Raw genomic sequence first — 17,479 nt, forward strand, 5'->3', positions numbered from 1 at the left:
ATGAACGAAAACATGCGCATCGGGCAGGAAGCCGTCGAGGCCAAGGGCTGGTGGCTGGCACACAAGTGGCTGGTGCTGCGCCGCGCCTCGCAACTCGGCATCCTCGCCGCCTTCCTCGCCGGGCCGTGGTTCGGCCTCTGGATCGTCAAGGGCAACCTCAACTACAGCCTCACGCTCAATACGCTGCCGCTGGCCGATCCCTTCATCCTGCTGCAGTCGCTGGTGACCGGCCACGTGCCGGAGAAACTGGCGCTGATCGGCGTAGCCATCGTCGTCGGCTTCTACCTGCTGGTCGGCGGCCGCGTCTATTGCGCGTGGGTCTGCCCCGTCAACCTGGTGACCGACGCCGCCGGCTGGCTGCGCGAGCGCCTCGGCATCAAGGGCGGCGCGCACGTCTCGCGCCACGCCCGCTACTGGATCCTCGCCCTGACGCTGTTGCTCGCCGGCATCACCGGCACGCTGGCATGGGAACTGGTCAATCCGGTATCGATGCTGCATCGCGGCCTGATCTTCGGCCTCGGTACTGCCTGGATGCTGGTGCTGGCGGTGTTCGTCTTCGACCTCTTCGTCATGAACCGCGGCTGGTGCGGCCATCTCTGCCCGGTCGGCGCCGCTTATGGACTGATCGGGAAGGTCAGCCCGCTGCGCGTGACGGCGGTGAAGCGCGAAGCCTGCAACGACTGTATGGACTGCTTCGCCGTCTGCCCCGAGCCGCTGGTGATCAGGGCGCCGCTCAAGGATGCCGCGAAAGGCGTCGGCCCGGTCATTCTGGCGTCCGAGTGCAGCAATTGCGGACGCTGCATCGACGTGTGTTCCAAGGACGTTTTCAGTTTCGGCAGCCGCTACAACAACGCAGCAAGCATGGCCGGTGTCGCGCAGGCGGCACCGAAATGATCAACTCAAGTGGGGAGCGCATCATGAACCGTACCGTCAAGACCACCGTGGCCGTGCTGGCCGCCGCCCTGTTCGCCTCGATTTCCGACATCGCCGCGGCGCAGGTCCATTCGCTGCGCGGCGTCCAGCCCGACACTGTCGACAAGGCGCCGCAGGATCTGCAGTACCAGGGCCAGAAGCCGGGTCGGCAGAAGCCCATCGATCGCACCTTCAAGGAGCAACCGCCGCTGATCCCGCACACCCTGAACAACTTCGACGAGATCACCCTCGAGGAAAACCAGTGCATGAGTTGCCACGGCCCGGAGAAATACAAAGAGAAGAACGCGCCCAAACTCGGTGACAGCCACATGAGCATGGTCGACGTTCCCGGCGGCGGCATGAACAAGGTCGTGAACATGACACGCTGGCAGTGCAACAGCTGCCACGTGCCGCAGGTTGATGCCAAGCCGCTGGTGGATAACACCTTCAAGGGCAATATCACCGCCAAGCCTTAAGGTTGGAAAGGTCGGCGCTGGTAATACGGTACCAGCGCCGACTGGCCGGGTCGGCTCCCCTCGGGCTCCATCGTCGCATCAGCGGCGGCGGAGCCCTTGCCATTTGCTAGATTCGACTCATCGCAATCGCCCGCGCCGGGCAGGGGGCTACGCAGCCGCCGCAGCCGGTGCAGCGCGATGGCTCCACCTCGGGCAGGGCGCTGCCGCCGAGTTGGGGACGGAAGCGGATCGCCGTCGCCGCGCAAACGTCGCCGCAAGTGCGGCAGACCACGCCGTGCCTGGCGATGCATCCCTCGCCGATGACCGGCAACAGTTGCCACGGCACCTGGTTCCCGATCCGCTGCAGCGCCCCGGTCTTGCAGGTGGTCACGCAGTCGCCGCAGAAGGTGCATTCGCCCTTGCCGAACTCCACGCGCGGATAGCCGCCGTCGTCGACGAGGATGCCCTGCGGACAGGCGCGTACGCAGTCGCCGCAGCGGGTGCAGGCGGCGAGGAATGCTTCCTCGGCCAGCGCCCAGGGCGGTCGCAGCGGTCGATGGCGCGGGGAGAAGCGTCCGCGCAGGAACTGTCGGCGTGACGTCATGGCGAAAGAGGCAAATGAAAAGGGCGGACCGCGGTCCGCCCCAAGCTTAGCGCACGCGACCCGGGCTTAGTCGCCGCCGTCGGCCTCGGTCATGCCCTTGGGCTTCTGGTGGGCGATGCCCTTGTGGCAGTCGATGCAGGTGCTCTTGTCCTTCTGCGCCAGCTCGTGCTGCTTGCGCGCACGCTGCTTCTGCACCTCGGCGTTCATGCCGTCGAAGCTGTGGCAGTTGCGGCATTCGCGCGAGTCGGAACCCTTCATCCGCGCCCACTCACTGCGGGCAAGGGTGAGGCGCTTGGCCTCGAACTTCTCGGGGGTGTCGATGGTGCCCATGATCTTGCCGTAGACCTCTCCCGAGGCCTGGATCTTGCGGGCCATCTTGTGCACCCAGTCCTTGGGTACGTGGCAGTCGGAGCAGACGGCGCGTACGCCGGTGCGGTTGGAGTAGTGGATGGTCTTCTTGTACTCCTGATAGACCGTGTCGCGCATCTCGTGGCAGGAGATGCAGAAGTCGAGCGTATTGGTCGCTTCCATCGCGGTGTTGAAGCCGCCCCAGAAGATGATGCCGCCGAAGAAGCCGACGACGAGCAGACCGAGCAGCGAATATTTCGCGCTCGGCCGCTTGAGCGTGTTCCACAGACCCATGACTTTCCCCCCAAAATCTCTTAGATGACGCGAACCATAGCGCAACGCCCGACCGTGGCGCCTTGATCTGGCTTAATTACCCTTCAATCTATGGGCGTATCTGCTCGACCAGGAGCTTGATCCCGCGCGCGCCCACCTTGACCGTCTGCGGCGCCGACAGCAGGTCGCCGGGCTGCGGATTGGCCATGCCGGTTTTCGAGATGCGGGCCTCGATGCTGACCTCCTTGTGACTGGAGATCGCGTTGTCGGGGTTCATCGCCAGCTTGTCGTCGAGGGTGAATTGCAGCGGCAGCTCGCTCGCCTTGACGCGCAGGACGGCCAGCGGCATGCGCGAGCCGTCGGCGGGACGGGCGATGACCATCACCGTGTCGCCGGGTGCGGCCTTGTCCTTCAGTGCGGGAGCCAGTTCGACGCGGCCACTGACCGTGCCGCCGGCACCGACTTTCTTGTCTTCCGCTTTGGCCGCGGGCTTGGCGACGCCACCCTTGGCGCGCGCCTCGGCCAGGCTGCCCGCGACCGACTGCGCATCCTCGGAGCCCGGCTCCAGCTGCTTGAGCAGGCGCTCCCAGTCGGCCACGGCCTGCTTGTACTGCCCGGCCTCGAATGCGGCCGTGCCGGAGAGCCACAGCGCATGGGCGTTGTCGGGATCGAGCTTCAGCGCCTTGGCAATCAACTCGCGGGGCTTGCCGGCGAAGGTGCCGGCGCCGGCGACGAGGATGTCGGCGTAGTCGGCGAGCAGCGCGGGTTCGTTGTCGATGAAGGCGCCGGCGCGGGCGTAGGCCTTGCCCGCCTCATCAAAGCGGCCGAGCATCTTGTAGGAGCGCGCCAGCATCACCCAGCCCTGCGGGTTGTCCTCCTTCTCCAGCCGCGCGGCGAGCTTGGTCACCATGGCGTCGACCTCGGCGGCCGAGATCTTGTGCTGCGGCTGGGGCGGGTTCAGCCCCGCCGGGTTGCCGAGCACGCCGTAGAGGCCGCCGGCGAGCAGGGGCACGGCCAGCGCGATGGCGATGAGCGTGGTGCGGCCGCCGCTTGCGACCGGGGCGACATCGTCAGCGGCCCCGTCCTCGAGCAGACGGCGCTGGATCTCCTCGCGGGCGACCGCGTAATCGGCTTCGGCCAGTGCGTCGCCGGCACGGTCGCGCTCGAGTTCGTCGAGCTGGTCCCGGTAGATGGCGATGTTGATGCGGCGTTGTGAGGCAGTCGCGTCACGCTTGCGGCGCAGGAGGTAGGGGCGCAGCAGCAGCGCCAGCGTCAGCAGCAGCAGCGTGGCGGCTGCGGCGAGGAATGCAATAGTCATTTTTTGTCTTCTTCGGACAGCAGCGCGGCGGCGCGCTGCTGTTGTTCGGCGGAAAGGTGGTCGGTGCCGGTTTGAGCCACGACCCTGCCGCGGCGACGCAGATAGACGATCAGCGCGATGACGCCGATGATCAGCAGCACGAAGGGCCCGACCCACAAAAGCCAGGTCGTCGGCTTCATCGGCGGGCGATACAGCACGAAGTCGCCGTAGCGGCTGACCATGAAGTCTTTCACCTCGGCGTCGGTCTTGCCTTCCTTGATCAGCTTGCGCACTTCCCGGCGCAGGTCCTGGGCCAGGTCGGCGCGCGAGCCGGCCAGGGATTCGTTCTGGCAGACGAGGCAGCGCAATTCCTCGGCGATGACGTTGAGGCGCTGTTCGACGGCCTCGTCCTCGGCCAGCGGAGCGGCATCCTTGGCGAATGCGGCGCTGCCGAAAAGCAGGGCCAGGGCGATCAGGAAAGTGCGCATCATTTGTTCAGTTCCTTCACCAGCGGCAGGATCTTCTGCTCCAGCGCCTCGGGCGTCACCGGACCGATCTGCTTGTAGCGGATGGTGCCGGCCTTGTCGATGACATAGGTCTCGGGCACGCCATAGACGCCGTAGTCGATGCCGACGCGGCCGTCGCCGTCGAAGGCGGAGAGCACGTAGGGATCGCCGTGCTGCCTCAGCCAGCCGAGCCCGTCGGCGCGCTGGTCCTTGTAGTCGAGGCCGACGATGGGAACGATGCCCGTCTTGCCGAGCTCGACCAGCAACGGGTGCTCCTGGCGGCAGGAGACGCACCACGAGGCCCAGACGTTGAGCAGCCAGACCTTGCCCTGCATGTCCTTCGCGGCGAAGCGCTTGTCCGGTGCCGCGAGCTGCGGCACGTCGAAGGCCGGCGCCGGCTTGCCGACCAGCGGGCTCGGCACCTCGCGCGGGTCGCGGTTGAGGCCGACGGCCAGAAACGCCACCAGCACGAGGAAGGCGGCAAGGGGAAGCAGGAACTTCATCATGCTGGAACACTCCCGGCGGCGAGTTTTTCGGCCCTGACCCTGACCCTGAGGCGGTAACGGCGGTCGGAGGCGGCGATCAGGCCGCCCAGCGCCATCAGCAGGCAGCCACCCCAGATCCAGTCGACGAAGGGTTTGTAATAGACGCGCACCGCCCAGGCCTGGCCTTCGAGCGGCTCGCCGAGCGAGACATAGACGTCGCGGGTGAGCCCGGCGTCGATCGCGGCCTCGGTCATCGGCATCTGCGAGGTGAAGTAGTTGCGCTTCTCGGGGTGGAGCACCTTGTCTACCTTGCCGCCGACGATCAGCTCGACGTCGCCGCGCATGGCCTTGTAGTTCGGCCCGGGCACCTCCTTCACGCCGAGGAAGCGGAAGGTGTAGCGGTCGACGCTCACGGTGTCGCCCGGCTCCATGCGCACGTCCTTCTCGACCTGGTAGCCGCCGACGAGGGTGACGCCGACGACGAACACGGCGATGCCAAGATGGGCGAGCTGCATGCCCCAGTAGGCGCGCGGCGGTGTTCCCGTCCGCAGGCGCTCGCGGATCTGCACGACGGCACCGACGACGATCCACAATGCCAGCATCAGGCCCATCGCAACCAGTGGCGACCAGGGGCCCATGGCGAGCGGCAGCAGCGCGCCGCCGACTGCGGCAACGACGAAGGCCAGCGCGAGCTGCTTGGCCATGTCCTTGACGTCCGCATGTTTCCAGCGTGCGATCGGCCCCACCGCCATCAGGAACAGCAGCGGCACCATGATGGGCACGAACACCGCGTTGAAGTAGGGCGGACCGACCGAGATCTTGCCCATGTTGAGGGCATCGAGCAGCAGCGGGTAGAGCGTGCCGAGCAGCACGCTGCCGCAGGCGACCACCAGCAGCACGTTGTTGAGCAGCAGCAGCGTTTCGCGCGATATCAGGGCGAAGGCGCCGCCGAGGCTTACCTTGGGTGCGCGCCAGGCGAACAGCGTCAGCGAACTGCCGACCACCGCGGCAAGGAAGACCAGGATGAACACGCCGCGCTTGGGGTCGGTGGCAAAGGCATGGACCGAGGTCAGCACGCCGGAGCGCACGAGGAAGGTGCCGAGCAGCGACAGCGAGAAAGCGGCGATCGCCAGCAGCACGGTCCAGTTCTTGAAGCTGCCGCGCTTCTCGGTCACCGCCAGCGAGTGGATCAGCGCGGTGCCGACCAGCCAGGGCATGAAGGAGGCGTTCTCGACCGGGTCCCAGAACCACCAGCCGCCCCAGCCCAGTTCGTAGTAGGCCCACCACGAGCCGAGCGCGATGCCCAGCGTCAGGAAGATCCATGCCGCCGTGGTCCATGGCCGCGACCAGCGCGCCCAGGCGGCGTCGAGGCGTCCCGAGATCAGCGCGGCGAGCGCGAAGGCGAAGGCGACCGAGAAGCCGACATAACCCATGTAGAGCATCGGCGGGTGGAAGACCAGCCCCGGGTCCTGCAGCAGCGGGTTGAGGTCGCGACCGTCCTCGGCCCCCGGCAGCAGGCGCTCGAAGGGATTCGAGGTGAAGAGGATGAAAGCGAGGAAGCCGACAGCGATGAGACCGAGCACGGCGAGCACGCGCGCCACCATGGTGTCGGGCAGCGAGCGCGACGCTTGCGCGACGGCGACGGTCCAGCCGACCAGCATCATCACCCATAGCAGCAATGAGCCCTCGTGGCCGCCCCAGACGCCGGCGATGCGATACATCGTCGGCAGCAGTGAATTCGAATGCTGGGCGACGTAGACCACCGAGAAGTCGTTGGCGTAGAAGGCCCAGGTCAGGCAGCCGAAGCTGAAGGCGACGAGCAGGAACTGCACCTGCGCCGCAGGGCGCGCCAGCGCGATCCAGGCGGCGTTGCCGCGTTGTGCGCCGATGAGGGGAAGAATGCCGAGGATCAGTGCGACCGGCAGGGCGACGATGAGAGCGAAGTGGCCGAGTTCGGGGATCATTTGAGGGTCTTCTGCGCTTTCTGCGCCTGGTCAACTGCGTCCTTGGCCGCTGGCGGCATGTAGTTCTCGTCGTGCTTGGCCAGCACCTCGCTGGCGGTGAATCTGCCGTCGGTGCCCAGCTTGCCCTGCACTACGGCCCCCTTGCCTTCCTTGAATAGGTCGGGGAGGATGCCGGTGTAGGACACGGGAATTTCCTTCACGGTGTCGGTGACGACGAAGTTCACCGTGACGCCGTCGCGCTTGATGCTGCCCTCCCTGACCATGCCGCCGATGCGGAAGGCCTTGTCCTTCGGTGCCTTGCCGGCGGCGACTTCGCTCGGCGTGACATAGAGGGCGATGTTGGAGTCGAGGGCGTTGAGCACCAGGGCCGCGGCGATGCCGATGGCGGCGAGGCCGCCGGCGATGATGGCGATGCGTTTGTGACGTGGTTTCATGATTGCTGGCTCTCTATTTCATCGGCGAGGCGTTCGCGGCGGAGCGAGCTGAGGATGTCGCGGTTGCGCTTGCTGACAAGGAGGGGCTCGATCACCATGGCCGCGGCGCAGACGCCGAAGCTGCCCCAGACGTAGAGGCCGTAGCCACCCATGGCGAAAAACTCGCCGACGCTGTTCCACTGCATCACCGCACGACCTCCTTGATCCATTCCGTATGTCGCTCACGCTCGAGGATGATGGCGCGCGCCCGCGTCAGCGCCACGGCGATCGCGTACATCCAGAAGGCCAGCGCCATGAGCAGCATGCCCCAGAGCATGGTCTGGGCCATCGAGGACTTGGCGAGGTTGACGCTCGAGCCCTGGTGCAGCGTGTTCCACCACTTGACGGAGAAGTAGATGATGGGGATGTTCACCGCGCCGACCAGCGCCAGGATCGCCCCGGCCTTGTCGGCGCGGCGCGGGTCGTCGATGGCCGCCTGCAAGGCGATGAAGCCGATGTAGAGGAAGAACAGGATCAGCTCCGAGGTCAGGCGCGCGTCCCACACCCACCAGGTGCCCCACATCGGCTTGCCCCAGAAGGCGCCGGTCCACAGCGAGAGAAAGGCCATCAGCGCACCGGTCGGTGCCAGCGCCTGCGCCATCATGCCGGAGAGCCGCGTGTTGAGCGCGAGGCCGAGACCGGCCCAGAAGGCCAAGACGAGGTAGATGAACATCGACATCCACGAGGCCGGCACATGGATGAAGATGATGCGGTAGCCCTCGCCCTGCTGGGCGTCGGTGGGCGCGACGAAGAAGCTGATCCACAGGCCGGCGACGGTGAAAATCGCCGTCAGCGCCCAGAACCACGGGATCATCCTGCCCGCGAGCGGGTAGAAGCTCTGCGGGCTGGCGAACTTGAACCAGTTGATAATCTTGTTGTTCATCTATTCCAACGCAATCCTCAAAGCTGCCGTGGTCGCCCATGGCGCGAAAAACACGGCCAGCGCCAAAAGCGCCGCCAGCAGCGACAGGTGCCCGCCGGCGCCCAGGCCCGAGATGTGGGCCTCGACCGCTCCGGCACCGAAGATCAGCGCCGGCACGTAAAGCGGCAGCACCAGCAGACTCAACAGCACGCCGCCACCGCGCACGCCGAGCGTCAGCGCCGCGCCGATGGCGCCGACCAACGACAGCAGCGGCGTCCCCAGCAACAGGGCGACCACCAGAATCCCCAGCGCGCCAGCGTCGAGGTCGAACTGTATCCCCAGTACCGGCGCCAGCAGCACCAGCGGCAGTCCCGACACCAGCCAGTGCGCCACCACCTTGCCCGCCACCAGCAGGCCGAAGGGCGTAGGCGCCAGCGCCATCTGTTCCAGCGTGCCGTCGGCGTGGTCGGGCGCGAACATCCGCGTCAGCCCCAGCATCGTCGCCAGCAGCGCCGCCACCCACAACACCCCCGGCGCGATCTTCTTCAACAGCGTCGGCTCCGGCCCGATGCCGAGCGGGAACAGGCTCGTCACGATCACGAAGAAGAACAGGGCGGTGAGCACCTCGCTCTTCCTGCGCGCCGCGATCAGCAGATCGCGGCGGATGATCGCCAGCATGCCGTTCACAGCTGCAACACCCTGCCGCCGGCGATCGGCATCGACTGATGGCTGGTCAACACCGCCATCCCGCCCGCCGCCACGTGCTCGCCGATCAGGCCCGACAACATCTGCACCGCCTTCACGTCCAGCGCCGTGAACGGCTCGTCCAGCACCCACAAGGCCGCCTTCCGCGCCAAAAGCCGCGCCAGCAGCACGCGACGCTTCTGCCCCTGAGACAGCACGCGCACCGGAAGTTCCTCGCGGCCCTTCAATCCCATGCGAAACAGGGCGGCCAGCGCACCACGCTCGGCAAGATCGCTGCCATCGAGCGCGGCGGAGATCTGCAGGTTCTCCAGCGCCGTCAGGTCTTCCTTCACCGCCGCATGGTGGCCGAGATAGACCATCTCGCGGCGGAATTCCTCGCCCAGCGCGCCGATGCTTTCGCCTTTCCAGCGGACCTCGCCTTCGGCCGCCGGCGTCAGACCGACCAGTATGCGAAGGAGGCTGGTCTTGCCGGCCCCGTTCTCGCCCTGCAGGTGCAGCCATTCCCCGGGCGCGACCGCCAGGCCGATCCCGGAAAACAGGCGGCGCTCGCCGCGGATGCAGGATAGGCCGGTCGCAGTCAGCATGAGGCGCGAATTTTGCCAGACTTGGGCCCCGGCTAGGCTTGTTCGCGATCAAATGCCTAGAATTCCGCTTTTGCGGAGAAGACCTTATGGTTCGAGCGGGAATTGTCCTGGTCGCGGCGCTTTGCGTACTGGCGGCGCCTCTCGCGGCGCAGGGGAGCAGCGACAGCCCCGGCGGAAACCGCTATTACCAAAGCCCCGATTTCTACCGCTGGCAGGCGATGTTCGAGTCCGAGGGGCGCGAGGTCTTCGACAAGCGGCAGCAGATCGTCGCTGCGCTCGACATCCGGCCCGGCATGACCGTGGCCGACGTCGGCGCCGGTACGGGCGTGTTCAGCGTCCTGTTCGCCCGGATAGTTGGCGACGCCGGCGTGGTCCTGGCCCAGGACGTCGCGGACGAGTTCGTCCGCGGCATCGCGTCCCGCGCCAGCCGCGAAAAGCTGCCCAATGTCCGAACCGTGCTCGGCGGCGAGAAGGACGCCCGGCTGCCGCCCGCCAGCGTCGATCTGGTTTTCGTCTGCGACACCTACCACCACTTCGAGTATCCGCAGGCCATGCTGGCGTCGCTCCATGCCGCGCTCAAACCCGGCGGGCGGCTGGCGGTGATCGACTACGAGAAGATCCCCGGTCGGTCCGGCACCTGGGTCATGGGCCACGTCCGGGCGGGACGGGAGACGGTGATCGCCGAGATCGAGGCTGCGGGCTTCCGCCGGCACAAGTCGCATGCGCTGCTGCGCGAGAACTTCTTCGTCGAGTTCGTCCGGCAGTAAGGGGCGAGGTGAATGCGTCGTGGTGAGGCATCGCAGCCGCTCGGGAGGTCAAATGACCTTGATCTCTTCATCGACCTCAAGGTGACAAGGCGCCAACAGTTGATGAGTCAGATATTCAGGATCATTCGAACGCATGTGCTCTGCGAATGCAGTCAGTCGCGGATCGTTCGCATCGGCGAGGGTGCCGATCAGTGCTCTAGCCGCTTCACGCGGGCTTTGCCCTCCGGCCTGGTAGCCAGGCCAACCCTTGTAGTGCGCCAGCAGTTGCTCGCGGTGGTCCCGATAGAGCGGGCAGTTTCGAGTGTAGTCGAGTTCGGCCTGCTTTGCCGCGATTTCCGCGTCGATTTCGGCATTGGTATTTTTGTAATGGGCCTTTTCGGCGTCGGTCCAATGCGGCTTTTCGCCATGGGTTTCGCGCAAGGTGGCGAAGGTGTTCTTCAGGGCGATCTGCGAATGGGTGCTTGCATCCTTGAAGACGTGAACCTGGTCGTTGCCATGCCCCTCCTTGCCGACATAGCGCATTCCCGCCGTGACTCGCCGCGGATTGAATCCGAATTGGCGGGCGCACGCCGCGCGAAGGGTATCGAAGAGTTCGTTGATTTTGGCAGGGCTCACGGGGCAATCCTTTCCTTGGACATTATGGCCACCATCGCTGCGATGTTCGGTTGGCGGTCAAGAGCATACGCGACTCATTCCACCGCCGTCCCGCCATCCGCTACGGCGAGGAGCGCGTTTTCCGCGCGACCGCCTCGTAGCGCAGGGGCTTTATCGGCGCCGACTTTCCGCCTTCGGCAATAAATAACCCTACTGCCGTCCATAAAATATTCCATTTGTGCGCTGCGACAAGTGTCTTATAGTGGACCCGTCACAAACGCGAGGGACGCCACCCAGTCCAGCGCGTCCAAGGGTGGGGCGTTAAGGCGCCCAACCTGCCAGTAGGCCGGGAGCAACTCCCGGCTACGCCGTGATGGAACCGGCCGTTCGCGCCCCCGAGGTTGCGGGCGGCCGTGTTCGAAGTGGCGTTGTTGCACTGCGGTGATCCTTTGTTTCAGGTCAAAGCGCTCGCCCGTGGCTTGGCGCATTGTGCGGTTGCAGCAACACCTCATGGTTGCCTGGCAGCGGAAAGGACTGGGGCGGATGGAGTCGTTGTCGAATCTGATGGTCGCAGGGGCATTCATGGCCGCGCTCGGCGTCGCCCTGGCGATGCTGCTCGCCTTCGCCAACAAGAAGCTCTACGTCTGGGAAGACCCGCGCATCGGCGAGGTCGAGGAACTGCTGCCGAAATCCAACTGCGGCGCCTGCGGCCAGGCCGGCTGCCGCGACTTCGCCGAGAAGGTGGTCTGCGGCGACATCATCCCCGCCCAATGCACGGTGAGTTCGCCGCAGCAGCGCCAGGGCATCGCCGACCTGCTCGGCGTCGCGGCCGGCGCCGTGGAGAAGAAGGTGGCGCGGCTGGCCTGCGGCGGAGGCCGCCACGTGGCCTTCCTGCGCGCGCGCTACGAAGGCCTCAAGACCTGCCGTGCGGCGGCGGTCGTGTCGGGCGGCGGCAAGGAATGCGCCTGGGGTTGCCTCGGCCTGGCCGACTGCGCCACGGTCTGCACCTTCGACGCGATCGTCATGGACCGCCACGGCCTGCCGCTGGTGGACCCGGAAAAATGCACGGCCTGCAACGACTGCGTCGAGGTCTGCCCCAAGGGTCTGTTCAGCCTCGAACCGCTCTCGCGCAAGCTGTGGGTGGCATGCAAGAGCCAGGCCGACGGCGACACCGCCGAGGCCGCCTGCGAGGTGGCCTGCACCGCCTGCGGCAAGTGCGTGGCCGACGCGCACCCGAAGCTGATGCAACTCGTCGGCAACCTCGCCACCATCAACTACGACTGGAACGACCAGGCCAGCCGCGAGCCCATCGAGCGCTGCCCGACCGGCGCCATCGTCTGGTTCGACAAGCCCGACACGCCCGTCAAGGGCGCCGCCGCCAAGAAGATCTTGCGCAACGAGCCGTTGCCCGTGCTGCACTGAATTCAGTTTGAGGAAGCCCGCCATGTCCATGCTCAAGAAATTCCTTTCCCTCGCCGATTCCGGCAGCCCGGAAGCCACAACGGTGAAATATCCCGGCGTGCGCGACGCCGTCGACGGCAATACCGCCGTCATCCACGTCGAGCGCGAGGCTTCGGATGCCGCCGGTGCCTACCCGATCACGCCGTCGACGCAGATGGGCGAGTACTGGGCCGAGGAAGTCGCGGCCGGCCACCTCAACATCTCCGACAAGCCGCTGGTCTTCATCGAGCCCGAATCCGAGCACGCCGCCGCCGGCGTCACCGCCGGCATGTCGATGACCGGCCTGCGCGCCGTCAATTTCTCGTCCGGCCAGGGCGTGGCCTTCATGCACGAATCGCTCTACGCCGCCGTCGGCAAGCGCCTGCCCTATGTGCTCAACATGGGCTGCCGCGCCATCACCAAGGCCTCGCTCAACGTCCATGCCGGCCACGACGACTACCACTGCATCGACGACACCGGCTTCATCCAGGTGATGGCCAAGAACGCCACCGAGGCCGCCGACCTGAACCTGATCGGCCGCAAGGTCGCCGAGCTTTCGCTAACCCCGGCCATCATCGGCCAGGACGGCTTCCTCACCACCCACCTGATCGAATCGGCACTGCTGCCCGAGCGCGAACTGGTGGCCGAATTCTGCGGCAAGCCGGACGACATCATCGACACCCCGACGCCCGCCCAGACCATGCTCTACGGCCCGAAGCGCCGCCGCGTGCCGGCCATCTGGGATGTCGACAACCCGCTGCTGTCCGGCTCGGTGCAGAACCAGGACGCCTACATGCAGGCCACCGCGGGCCAGCGCCCCTACTTCTTCGACCACATCGAGCAGATCACCGACGCCTGCATGGAAGAGTACGCCAGCCTCACCGGTCGCCGCTACGGTCGCGTCGCCACTTTCAAGATCGAGGATGCCGACTGGCTCATCGTCGGCCAGGGCAGCATGATCGTCCAGGCCGAGGGCGTCGCCGACTACCTGCGCGAGACGCGCAAGCTCAAGGTCGGCGTGGTGAACCTCACCATGTTCCGCCCCTTCCCCGGCGACCTGCTCGGCCATGCGCTGCGCGGCAAGAAGGGCGTGGTGGTGCTCGAGCGCACCGACCAGCCGCTGGCCGAGGACCTGCCGCTGATGCGCGAAGTGCGCGCCACCGTCACCAAGTGTCTCGAAAACGGCATGGGAAGCGAGGCCGAAAAGCCCTACCCCGACTATGCTTCATACGCGCCGAACGAAATGCCGCGCCTCTACTCCGGCTGTTACGGCCTCGGTTCGCGCGACATGCAGCCCGAGGCGCTGATCGGTGCCATCGAGAACATGCTGCCCGAGGGCGCGAAGCGCAAGTTCTTCTACCTCTCGATCGACTTCGTCCGCGATCCGCTCAACCCGAAGGACGAGATCCACCAGCAGGACCTCGCCGAGAAGTATCCGCACATCGGCGAACTGGCGGTGCGCGGCTCGGAGAACCCGAACCTGCTGCCCAAGGGCGCCATCACCGTGCGCATGCACTCGGTCGGCGGCTGGGGCGCCATTACCACCGGCAAGAACCTGGCGGTGACGCTGTTCGAACTGCTCGGCTACGACATCAAGGCCAACCCCAAATACGGCTCGGAGAAGAAGGGCCAGCCGACCACCTATTACCTCTCGGCCGCGCCCGAGCCGATCCGCATCAACTGCGAATACGTCTATGTCGATGTCGTGCTTTCGCCCGACCCCAACGTCTTCGGCCACTCCAATCCGCTGTCCGGCCTGAAAAAGGGCGGCACCTTCATCATCCAGTCCAACCTCGGCGAGGCCACCTGGGCCAGCTTCCCGTTGTGGGCGCAGAAGTTCATCGTCGACAACGACATCCATGTCTTCTACCTCGACGCCTTCCAGATCGCCCGCGAGGAGGCCGGTTCGCCCGAACTGCAGTTGCGCATGCAGGGCAATGTCTTCCAGGGCGCCTTCTTCGCCGCCAGCCCGGTGATGCAGAACGCCAACCTCACCGAGGACGCGTTGTTCACGGCCATCGAGAACCAGCTCCAGGCCAAGTTCGGCGGCAAGGGCAAGCGCGTGGTCGACAGCAACCTGCGCGTGGTGCGCCGCGGCTTCACCGAACTCACCGAGATCACCGCCAAGGAAGTCGGCGCGACGCAGCGGCAGCTGGCCCGCAAGGACGCCGGCCTGCCCATCATGCTGCGCCAGCTGCCCGAGACCGACGGCAAGGTCGCCGACATCCACCGCTTCTGGGAACAGACCGGCCACTTCTACGCCACCGGCAAGGGCAACGACAACCTCGTCGATCCCTTCATCGGCGCTTCGCTGGTGCCTGCCGCCACCGGCGTGTTCCGCGACATGACCGGCATCCGCTTCGAGCACCCGGTGTGGAACGCCGCCAACTGCACCGCCTGCGGCAACTGCTACACGGAATGCCCGGACTCGGCCATTCCCGGCCTGGTCAATACTGTCTCCGACGTCTTCAACAGCGCCATCAACCGCATCGAGACCGGCGGCACGCCGACGCGCTACCTGCGCCGCGCCGCGCGCACCGTCGAGAAGAAGCTGCGCGGCCTGATCACCGGTGACGGCGTGGCCGTGCGGCCGTTGATCGACGAGGCCATCGCGGCCACCGTGGCCGAGGCGGCCGAGGACGACCGCGCCAGGATGGCCGACGAGTTCAAGCTGTTCACCGCGACGCTCGGCGACTTCCAGTTCGGCACCACCAAGCCCTACTGGACGCAGAAGGAGAAGAAGGCCAAGGGCAGCGGCGGCCTCTTCTCCATCACCGTCAATCCCTACACCTGCAAGGCCTGCGCGCTGTGCGTGACGGTGTGCGAGGACGATGCGCTGAAGATGGTGACGCAGACCGACGCATCGGTGGACAGGCTGCGCCAGGACTGGAACTTCTGGCTCGACCTGCCGACCACCGGCAAGGAATACAGCCGCATCGACAACCTCGACGAGAAGATCGGCGCGCTCGAGACGCTGCTGCTCGACAAGCAGAACTACAACTCGATGAACTGCGGCGACGGCGCCTGTCTCGGCTGCGGCGAGAAGACGGCGATCCACCTGTTCACCTCGACCGTGTCGGCGCTGATGCAGCCGCGCGTCAGGGCCTTCGTCGAGAGGATCGACGACCTGATCGTGCGCCTCGAGCAGCACATGCGCATCAAGCTGGCGGCCGCCGTCGACCTGTCGGATGCCGGCGCCGTGGTCAAGGCGGTGGAAGCCACCGGCTACCATGACCTGACCCTGTCCAACCTCGCCGCCAAGCTCGGCGAGGACAAGCCGTCGCAGCCGCTCGACCCCGTCTGGGTCAAGAACACAGCGCAACTGCTGGAGAAGCTGAAGGATCTGAAGTGGCGCTACGTCGAGGGCCCGAGCAAGCGCGGCCGCGCCGACATGGGCGTGGTCAACTCGACCGGCTGCACCTCGGTGTGGGGCTCGACCTATCCCTTCCATCCCTATCCCTTCCCCTGGACCTCGCACCTGTTCCAGGATTCGCCCTCGGTGGCGATGGGCATCTTCGAGGGCCACATGGCCAAGATGGCCGACGGCTTCAAGGCCGTGCGCCGGGCCGAGAAGGAACTGGCCGGCGATTACCTGCCGGATCGCGACGACGACTTCTTCCGCCGCTTCGACTGGCACAAGTTCTCGGCCGACGAGTGGGAGCTGTGCCCGCCTGTGGTGTCCATAGGCGGCGACGGCGCGATGTACGACATCGGCTTCCAGAATCTCTCGCGCGCCCTGATGTCGGGCATGCCGATCAAGGTGCTGGTGGTGGATACGCAGGTGTATTCCAACACCGGCGGCCAGGCCTGCACCTCGGGCTTCATCAGCCAGGTTTCCGACATGGCGCCCTTCGGCGTCGCCCAGCGCGGCAAGCAGGAGACGCGCAAGGAAATCTCGCTGATCGGCATGGCGCACCGCACTTCCTACGTCATGTCGGGCACCATCGCCCACCCGACGCACCTGCTCGAGAGCTACATCGACGGCCTCAACAGCCGCCGCCCGGCGCTGTTCAACATCTACGCCGTCTGCCCGCCCGAGCACGGCGTCGGCGACGATCGCAGCGTCGATCAGAGCAAGCTCGCCGTCGAGGGCCGCGCCTATCCGCTGTTCCGCTTCGATCCCGATGCCGGCATTACCTTCAGCGAGTGCGTCAGCCTCGAAGGCAATCCGGCGCCGGACGAGGACTGGCCGACCTACATCCTCAACTACATCGATGACCTGGGCGCGCCCGCGACGATGACGCTGCCGATGACATTCGCCGACTTCGCCGCCACCGAGGCGCGCTTCTCCAAGCAGTTCCGCAAGGCGCCGCCCGAGACCTGGAACGACGACATGATGCTGCTGGCCGATTTCCTCCAGCTCGACAAGGACGAGCGCGAAGGCAAGTTCCCCTACATCTGGGCCGTCGACGGCAAGAACCGGCTGATGCGGCTGCTGGTGACCGAGGACCTGGCGCGTGCTGCCGAAGAGCGCCTGAACTTCTGGCGGCAACTGCGCGACATCGCCGCGACCGGCAGGGGCGCGGAGGATTCCACGGCGGTGGCTGAGCGCGTGCGCGCCGAGCTGATGGCGAAGATCACGGCCAGCCTCGGCATGGTGTCGAGCGACGCCGTGCAAAAAGTCGGCGCTGGCGACACGGCGAGTGCGGGCCATGGCGGCAACGGCGCAGCCGAAGGCTACGAGCCGGTGTGGGTCGAGTCGCCCGAATGCACGGCCTGCGACGAATGCACCACCATCGCGCCCAAGACCTTCGCCTACAACGAGCAGAAGCAGGCCACGGTGACCAACCCAAAGGGCACGAAGTACGCCGACCTCGTCAAGGCCGCCGAGAAATGCACGGCCGGCTGCCTCCACCCGGGCACGCCGTGGAACCTGGGCGAGCCGGGCATCGAGAAGCTCATCGCCCGGGCGGCGAAATACAACTGATGAAACTTGCCACTGCCATGACGGTTGAGCGCGCGGGCCGGTGGGGTGCTCTGCGCCGCTCATGTCCCCCGTCGGCGGTCTTCGACCGCCTCCTCCTCCTTTACTTCGCTATGCAGAGCACCCCACCGGCTCGCTACCGAGCGCGGTGGTGGCACGCCGAGCGGCTACCAGGTACCACCATGGGCGATGGCCAGTTGTCGTGGCGAAGTAAAGGAGGAGGACCGGGTGCAGCCCGGTCCGGGGGACATGAGCGGCGGCAACTGGCCATCGCCCATGGCGAGTC

The 17,479-nt window shown here is 66.3% G+C and carries 17 protein-coding genes; 5 read left to right on the plus strand and 12 right to left on the minus strand.

The window, feature by feature from the left end:
* Together napH and EJE94_RS04910 are read left to right on the plus strand one after the other, a co-directional pair.
* Complete coding sequence (napH, locus tag EJE94_RS04905) at positions 1–894, plus strand: quinol dehydrogenase ferredoxin subunit NapH (protein WP_121240336.1); 894 nt, start codon at positions 1–3, stop codon at positions 892–894.
* A 23-nt stretch (positions 895–917) separates the two neighbouring features.
* A complete protein-coding gene (locus EJE94_RS04910; protein ID WP_121240337.1) occupies positions 918–1,388 on the plus strand; it encodes a nitrate reductase cytochrome c-type subunit in 471 nt (156 codons plus the stop codon).
* Between the two features lie 106 nt (positions 1,389–1,494).
* On the opposite strand, the gene napF is transcribed toward EJE94_RS04910, so the two are convergent.
* The 11 genes from napF to ccmA all read right to left on the minus strand — a co-directional run bounded on the left by napF (position 1,495) and on the right by ccmA (position 9,468).
* Positions 1,495–1,971 carry a ferredoxin-type protein NapF gene (gene napF, locus EJE94_RS04915; RefSeq protein ID WP_121240338.1) on the minus strand — a complete coding sequence of 159 codons (477 nt, stop codon included), beginning with the start codon at positions 1,969–1,971 and terminating at the stop codon, positions 1,495–1,497.
* Between the two features lie 66 nt (positions 1,972–2,037).
* Positions 2,038–2,613, minus strand: a complete 576-nt coding sequence (locus EJE94_RS04920) for a NapC/NirT family cytochrome c (RefSeq protein ID WP_121240339.1) — start codon at positions 2,611–2,613, stop codon at positions 2,038–2,040.
* 88 nt (positions 2,614–2,701) lie between these two features.
* Positions 2,702–3,910: a c-type cytochrome biogenesis protein CcmI gene (gene ccmI, locus EJE94_RS04925; RefSeq protein WP_121240340.1), complete on the minus strand. Its 1,209-nt coding sequence runs from the start codon at positions 3,908–3,910 to the stop codon at positions 2,702–2,704.
* Positions 3,907–4,380, minus strand: coding sequence for a cytochrome c-type biogenesis protein (locus EJE94_RS04930; RefSeq protein WP_121240341.1), 474 nt, complete (start codon positions 4,378–4,380; stop codon positions 3,907–3,909). The genes ccmI and EJE94_RS04930 overlap by 4 nt, the downstream gene beginning before the upstream one ends.
* Positions 4,377–4,901, minus strand: a complete 525-nt coding sequence (locus EJE94_RS04935; RefSeq protein ID WP_121240342.1) for a DsbE family thiol:disulfide interchange protein — start codon at positions 4,899–4,901, stop codon at positions 4,377–4,379. The genes EJE94_RS04930 and EJE94_RS04935 overlap by 4 nt, the downstream gene beginning before the upstream one ends.
* The gene (locus EJE94_RS04940) at positions 4,898–6,844 is read right to left on the minus strand and encodes a heme lyase CcmF/NrfE family subunit (protein ID WP_121240343.1); all 1,947 of its coding nucleotides are present in this window, start codon (positions 6,842–6,844) and stop codon (positions 4,898–4,900) included. Before EJE94_RS04940 ends, EJE94_RS04935 begins: the two co-directional genes overlap by 4 nt.
* On the minus strand, positions 6,841–7,278 hold the full coding sequence (gene ccmE, locus EJE94_RS04945) for a cytochrome c maturation protein CcmE (RefSeq protein ID WP_121240344.1): 438 nt from the start codon (positions 7,276–7,278) through the stop codon (positions 6,841–6,843). The genes EJE94_RS04940 and ccmE overlap by 4 nt, the downstream gene beginning before the upstream one ends.
* Positions 7,275–7,463, minus strand: coding sequence for a heme exporter protein CcmD (ccmD, locus tag EJE94_RS04950; protein WP_121240345.1), 189 nt, complete (start codon positions 7,461–7,463; stop codon positions 7,275–7,277). Before ccmD ends, ccmE begins: the two co-directional genes overlap by 4 nt.
* The gene (gene ccmC, locus EJE94_RS04955) at positions 7,463–8,200 is read right to left on the minus strand and encodes a heme ABC transporter permease CcmC (protein ID WP_121240346.1); all 738 of its coding nucleotides are present in this window, start codon (positions 8,198–8,200) and stop codon (positions 7,463–7,465) included. The genes ccmD and ccmC overlap by 1 nt, the downstream gene beginning before the upstream one ends.
* Entirely contained in the window at positions 8,201–8,857 is a 657-nt protein-coding gene (ccmB, locus tag EJE94_RS04960) for a heme exporter protein CcmB (RefSeq protein ID WP_121240650.1), read from the minus strand. It abuts the gene before it with no gap.
* 5 nt (positions 8,858–8,862) lie between these two features.
* Entirely contained in the window at positions 8,863–9,468 is a 606-nt protein-coding gene (ccmA, locus tag EJE94_RS04965; protein WP_121240347.1) for a cytochrome c biogenesis heme-transporting ATPase CcmA, read from the minus strand.
* An 86-nt stretch (positions 9,469–9,554) separates the two neighbouring features.
* Here ccmA and EJE94_RS04970 point away from each other — a divergent pair, with 86 nt between their 5' ends.
* On the plus strand, positions 9,555–10,235 hold the full coding sequence (locus EJE94_RS04970) for a class I SAM-dependent methyltransferase (RefSeq protein ID WP_121240348.1): 681 nt from the start codon (positions 9,555–9,557) through the stop codon (positions 10,233–10,235).
* 48 nt (positions 10,236–10,283) lie between these two features.
* Here the strand turns inward: EJE94_RS04970 and EJE94_RS04975 are convergent, their stop codons facing one another.
* On the minus strand, positions 10,284–10,850 hold the full coding sequence (locus EJE94_RS04975; RefSeq protein ID WP_124962397.1) for a hypothetical protein: 567 nt from the start codon (positions 10,848–10,850) through the stop codon (positions 10,284–10,286).
* A gap of 522 nt (positions 10,851–11,372) precedes the next feature.
* Between EJE94_RS04975 and EJE94_RS04980 the strand changes: the two genes are divergently transcribed.
* Both EJE94_RS04980 and EJE94_RS04985 read left to right on the plus strand, forming a co-directional pair.
* Complete coding sequence (locus EJE94_RS04980) at positions 11,373–12,251, plus strand: RnfABCDGE type electron transport complex subunit B (protein ID WP_121240350.1); 879 nt, start codon at positions 11,373–11,375, stop codon at positions 12,249–12,251.
* Between the two features lie 22 nt (positions 12,252–12,273).
* Entirely contained in the window at positions 12,274–17,196 is a 4,923-nt protein-coding gene (locus EJE94_RS04985) for a 2-oxoacid:acceptor oxidoreductase family protein (RefSeq protein ID WP_207855735.1), read from the plus strand.
* Positions 17,197–17,479: the final 283 nt, after the last annotated feature.

Source organism: Sulfurisoma sediminicola (assembly GCF_003865015.1).
GTDB classification, from domain to species: Bacteria; Pseudomonadota; Gammaproteobacteria; order Burkholderiales; family Rhodocyclaceae; genus Sulfurisoma; species Sulfurisoma sediminicola.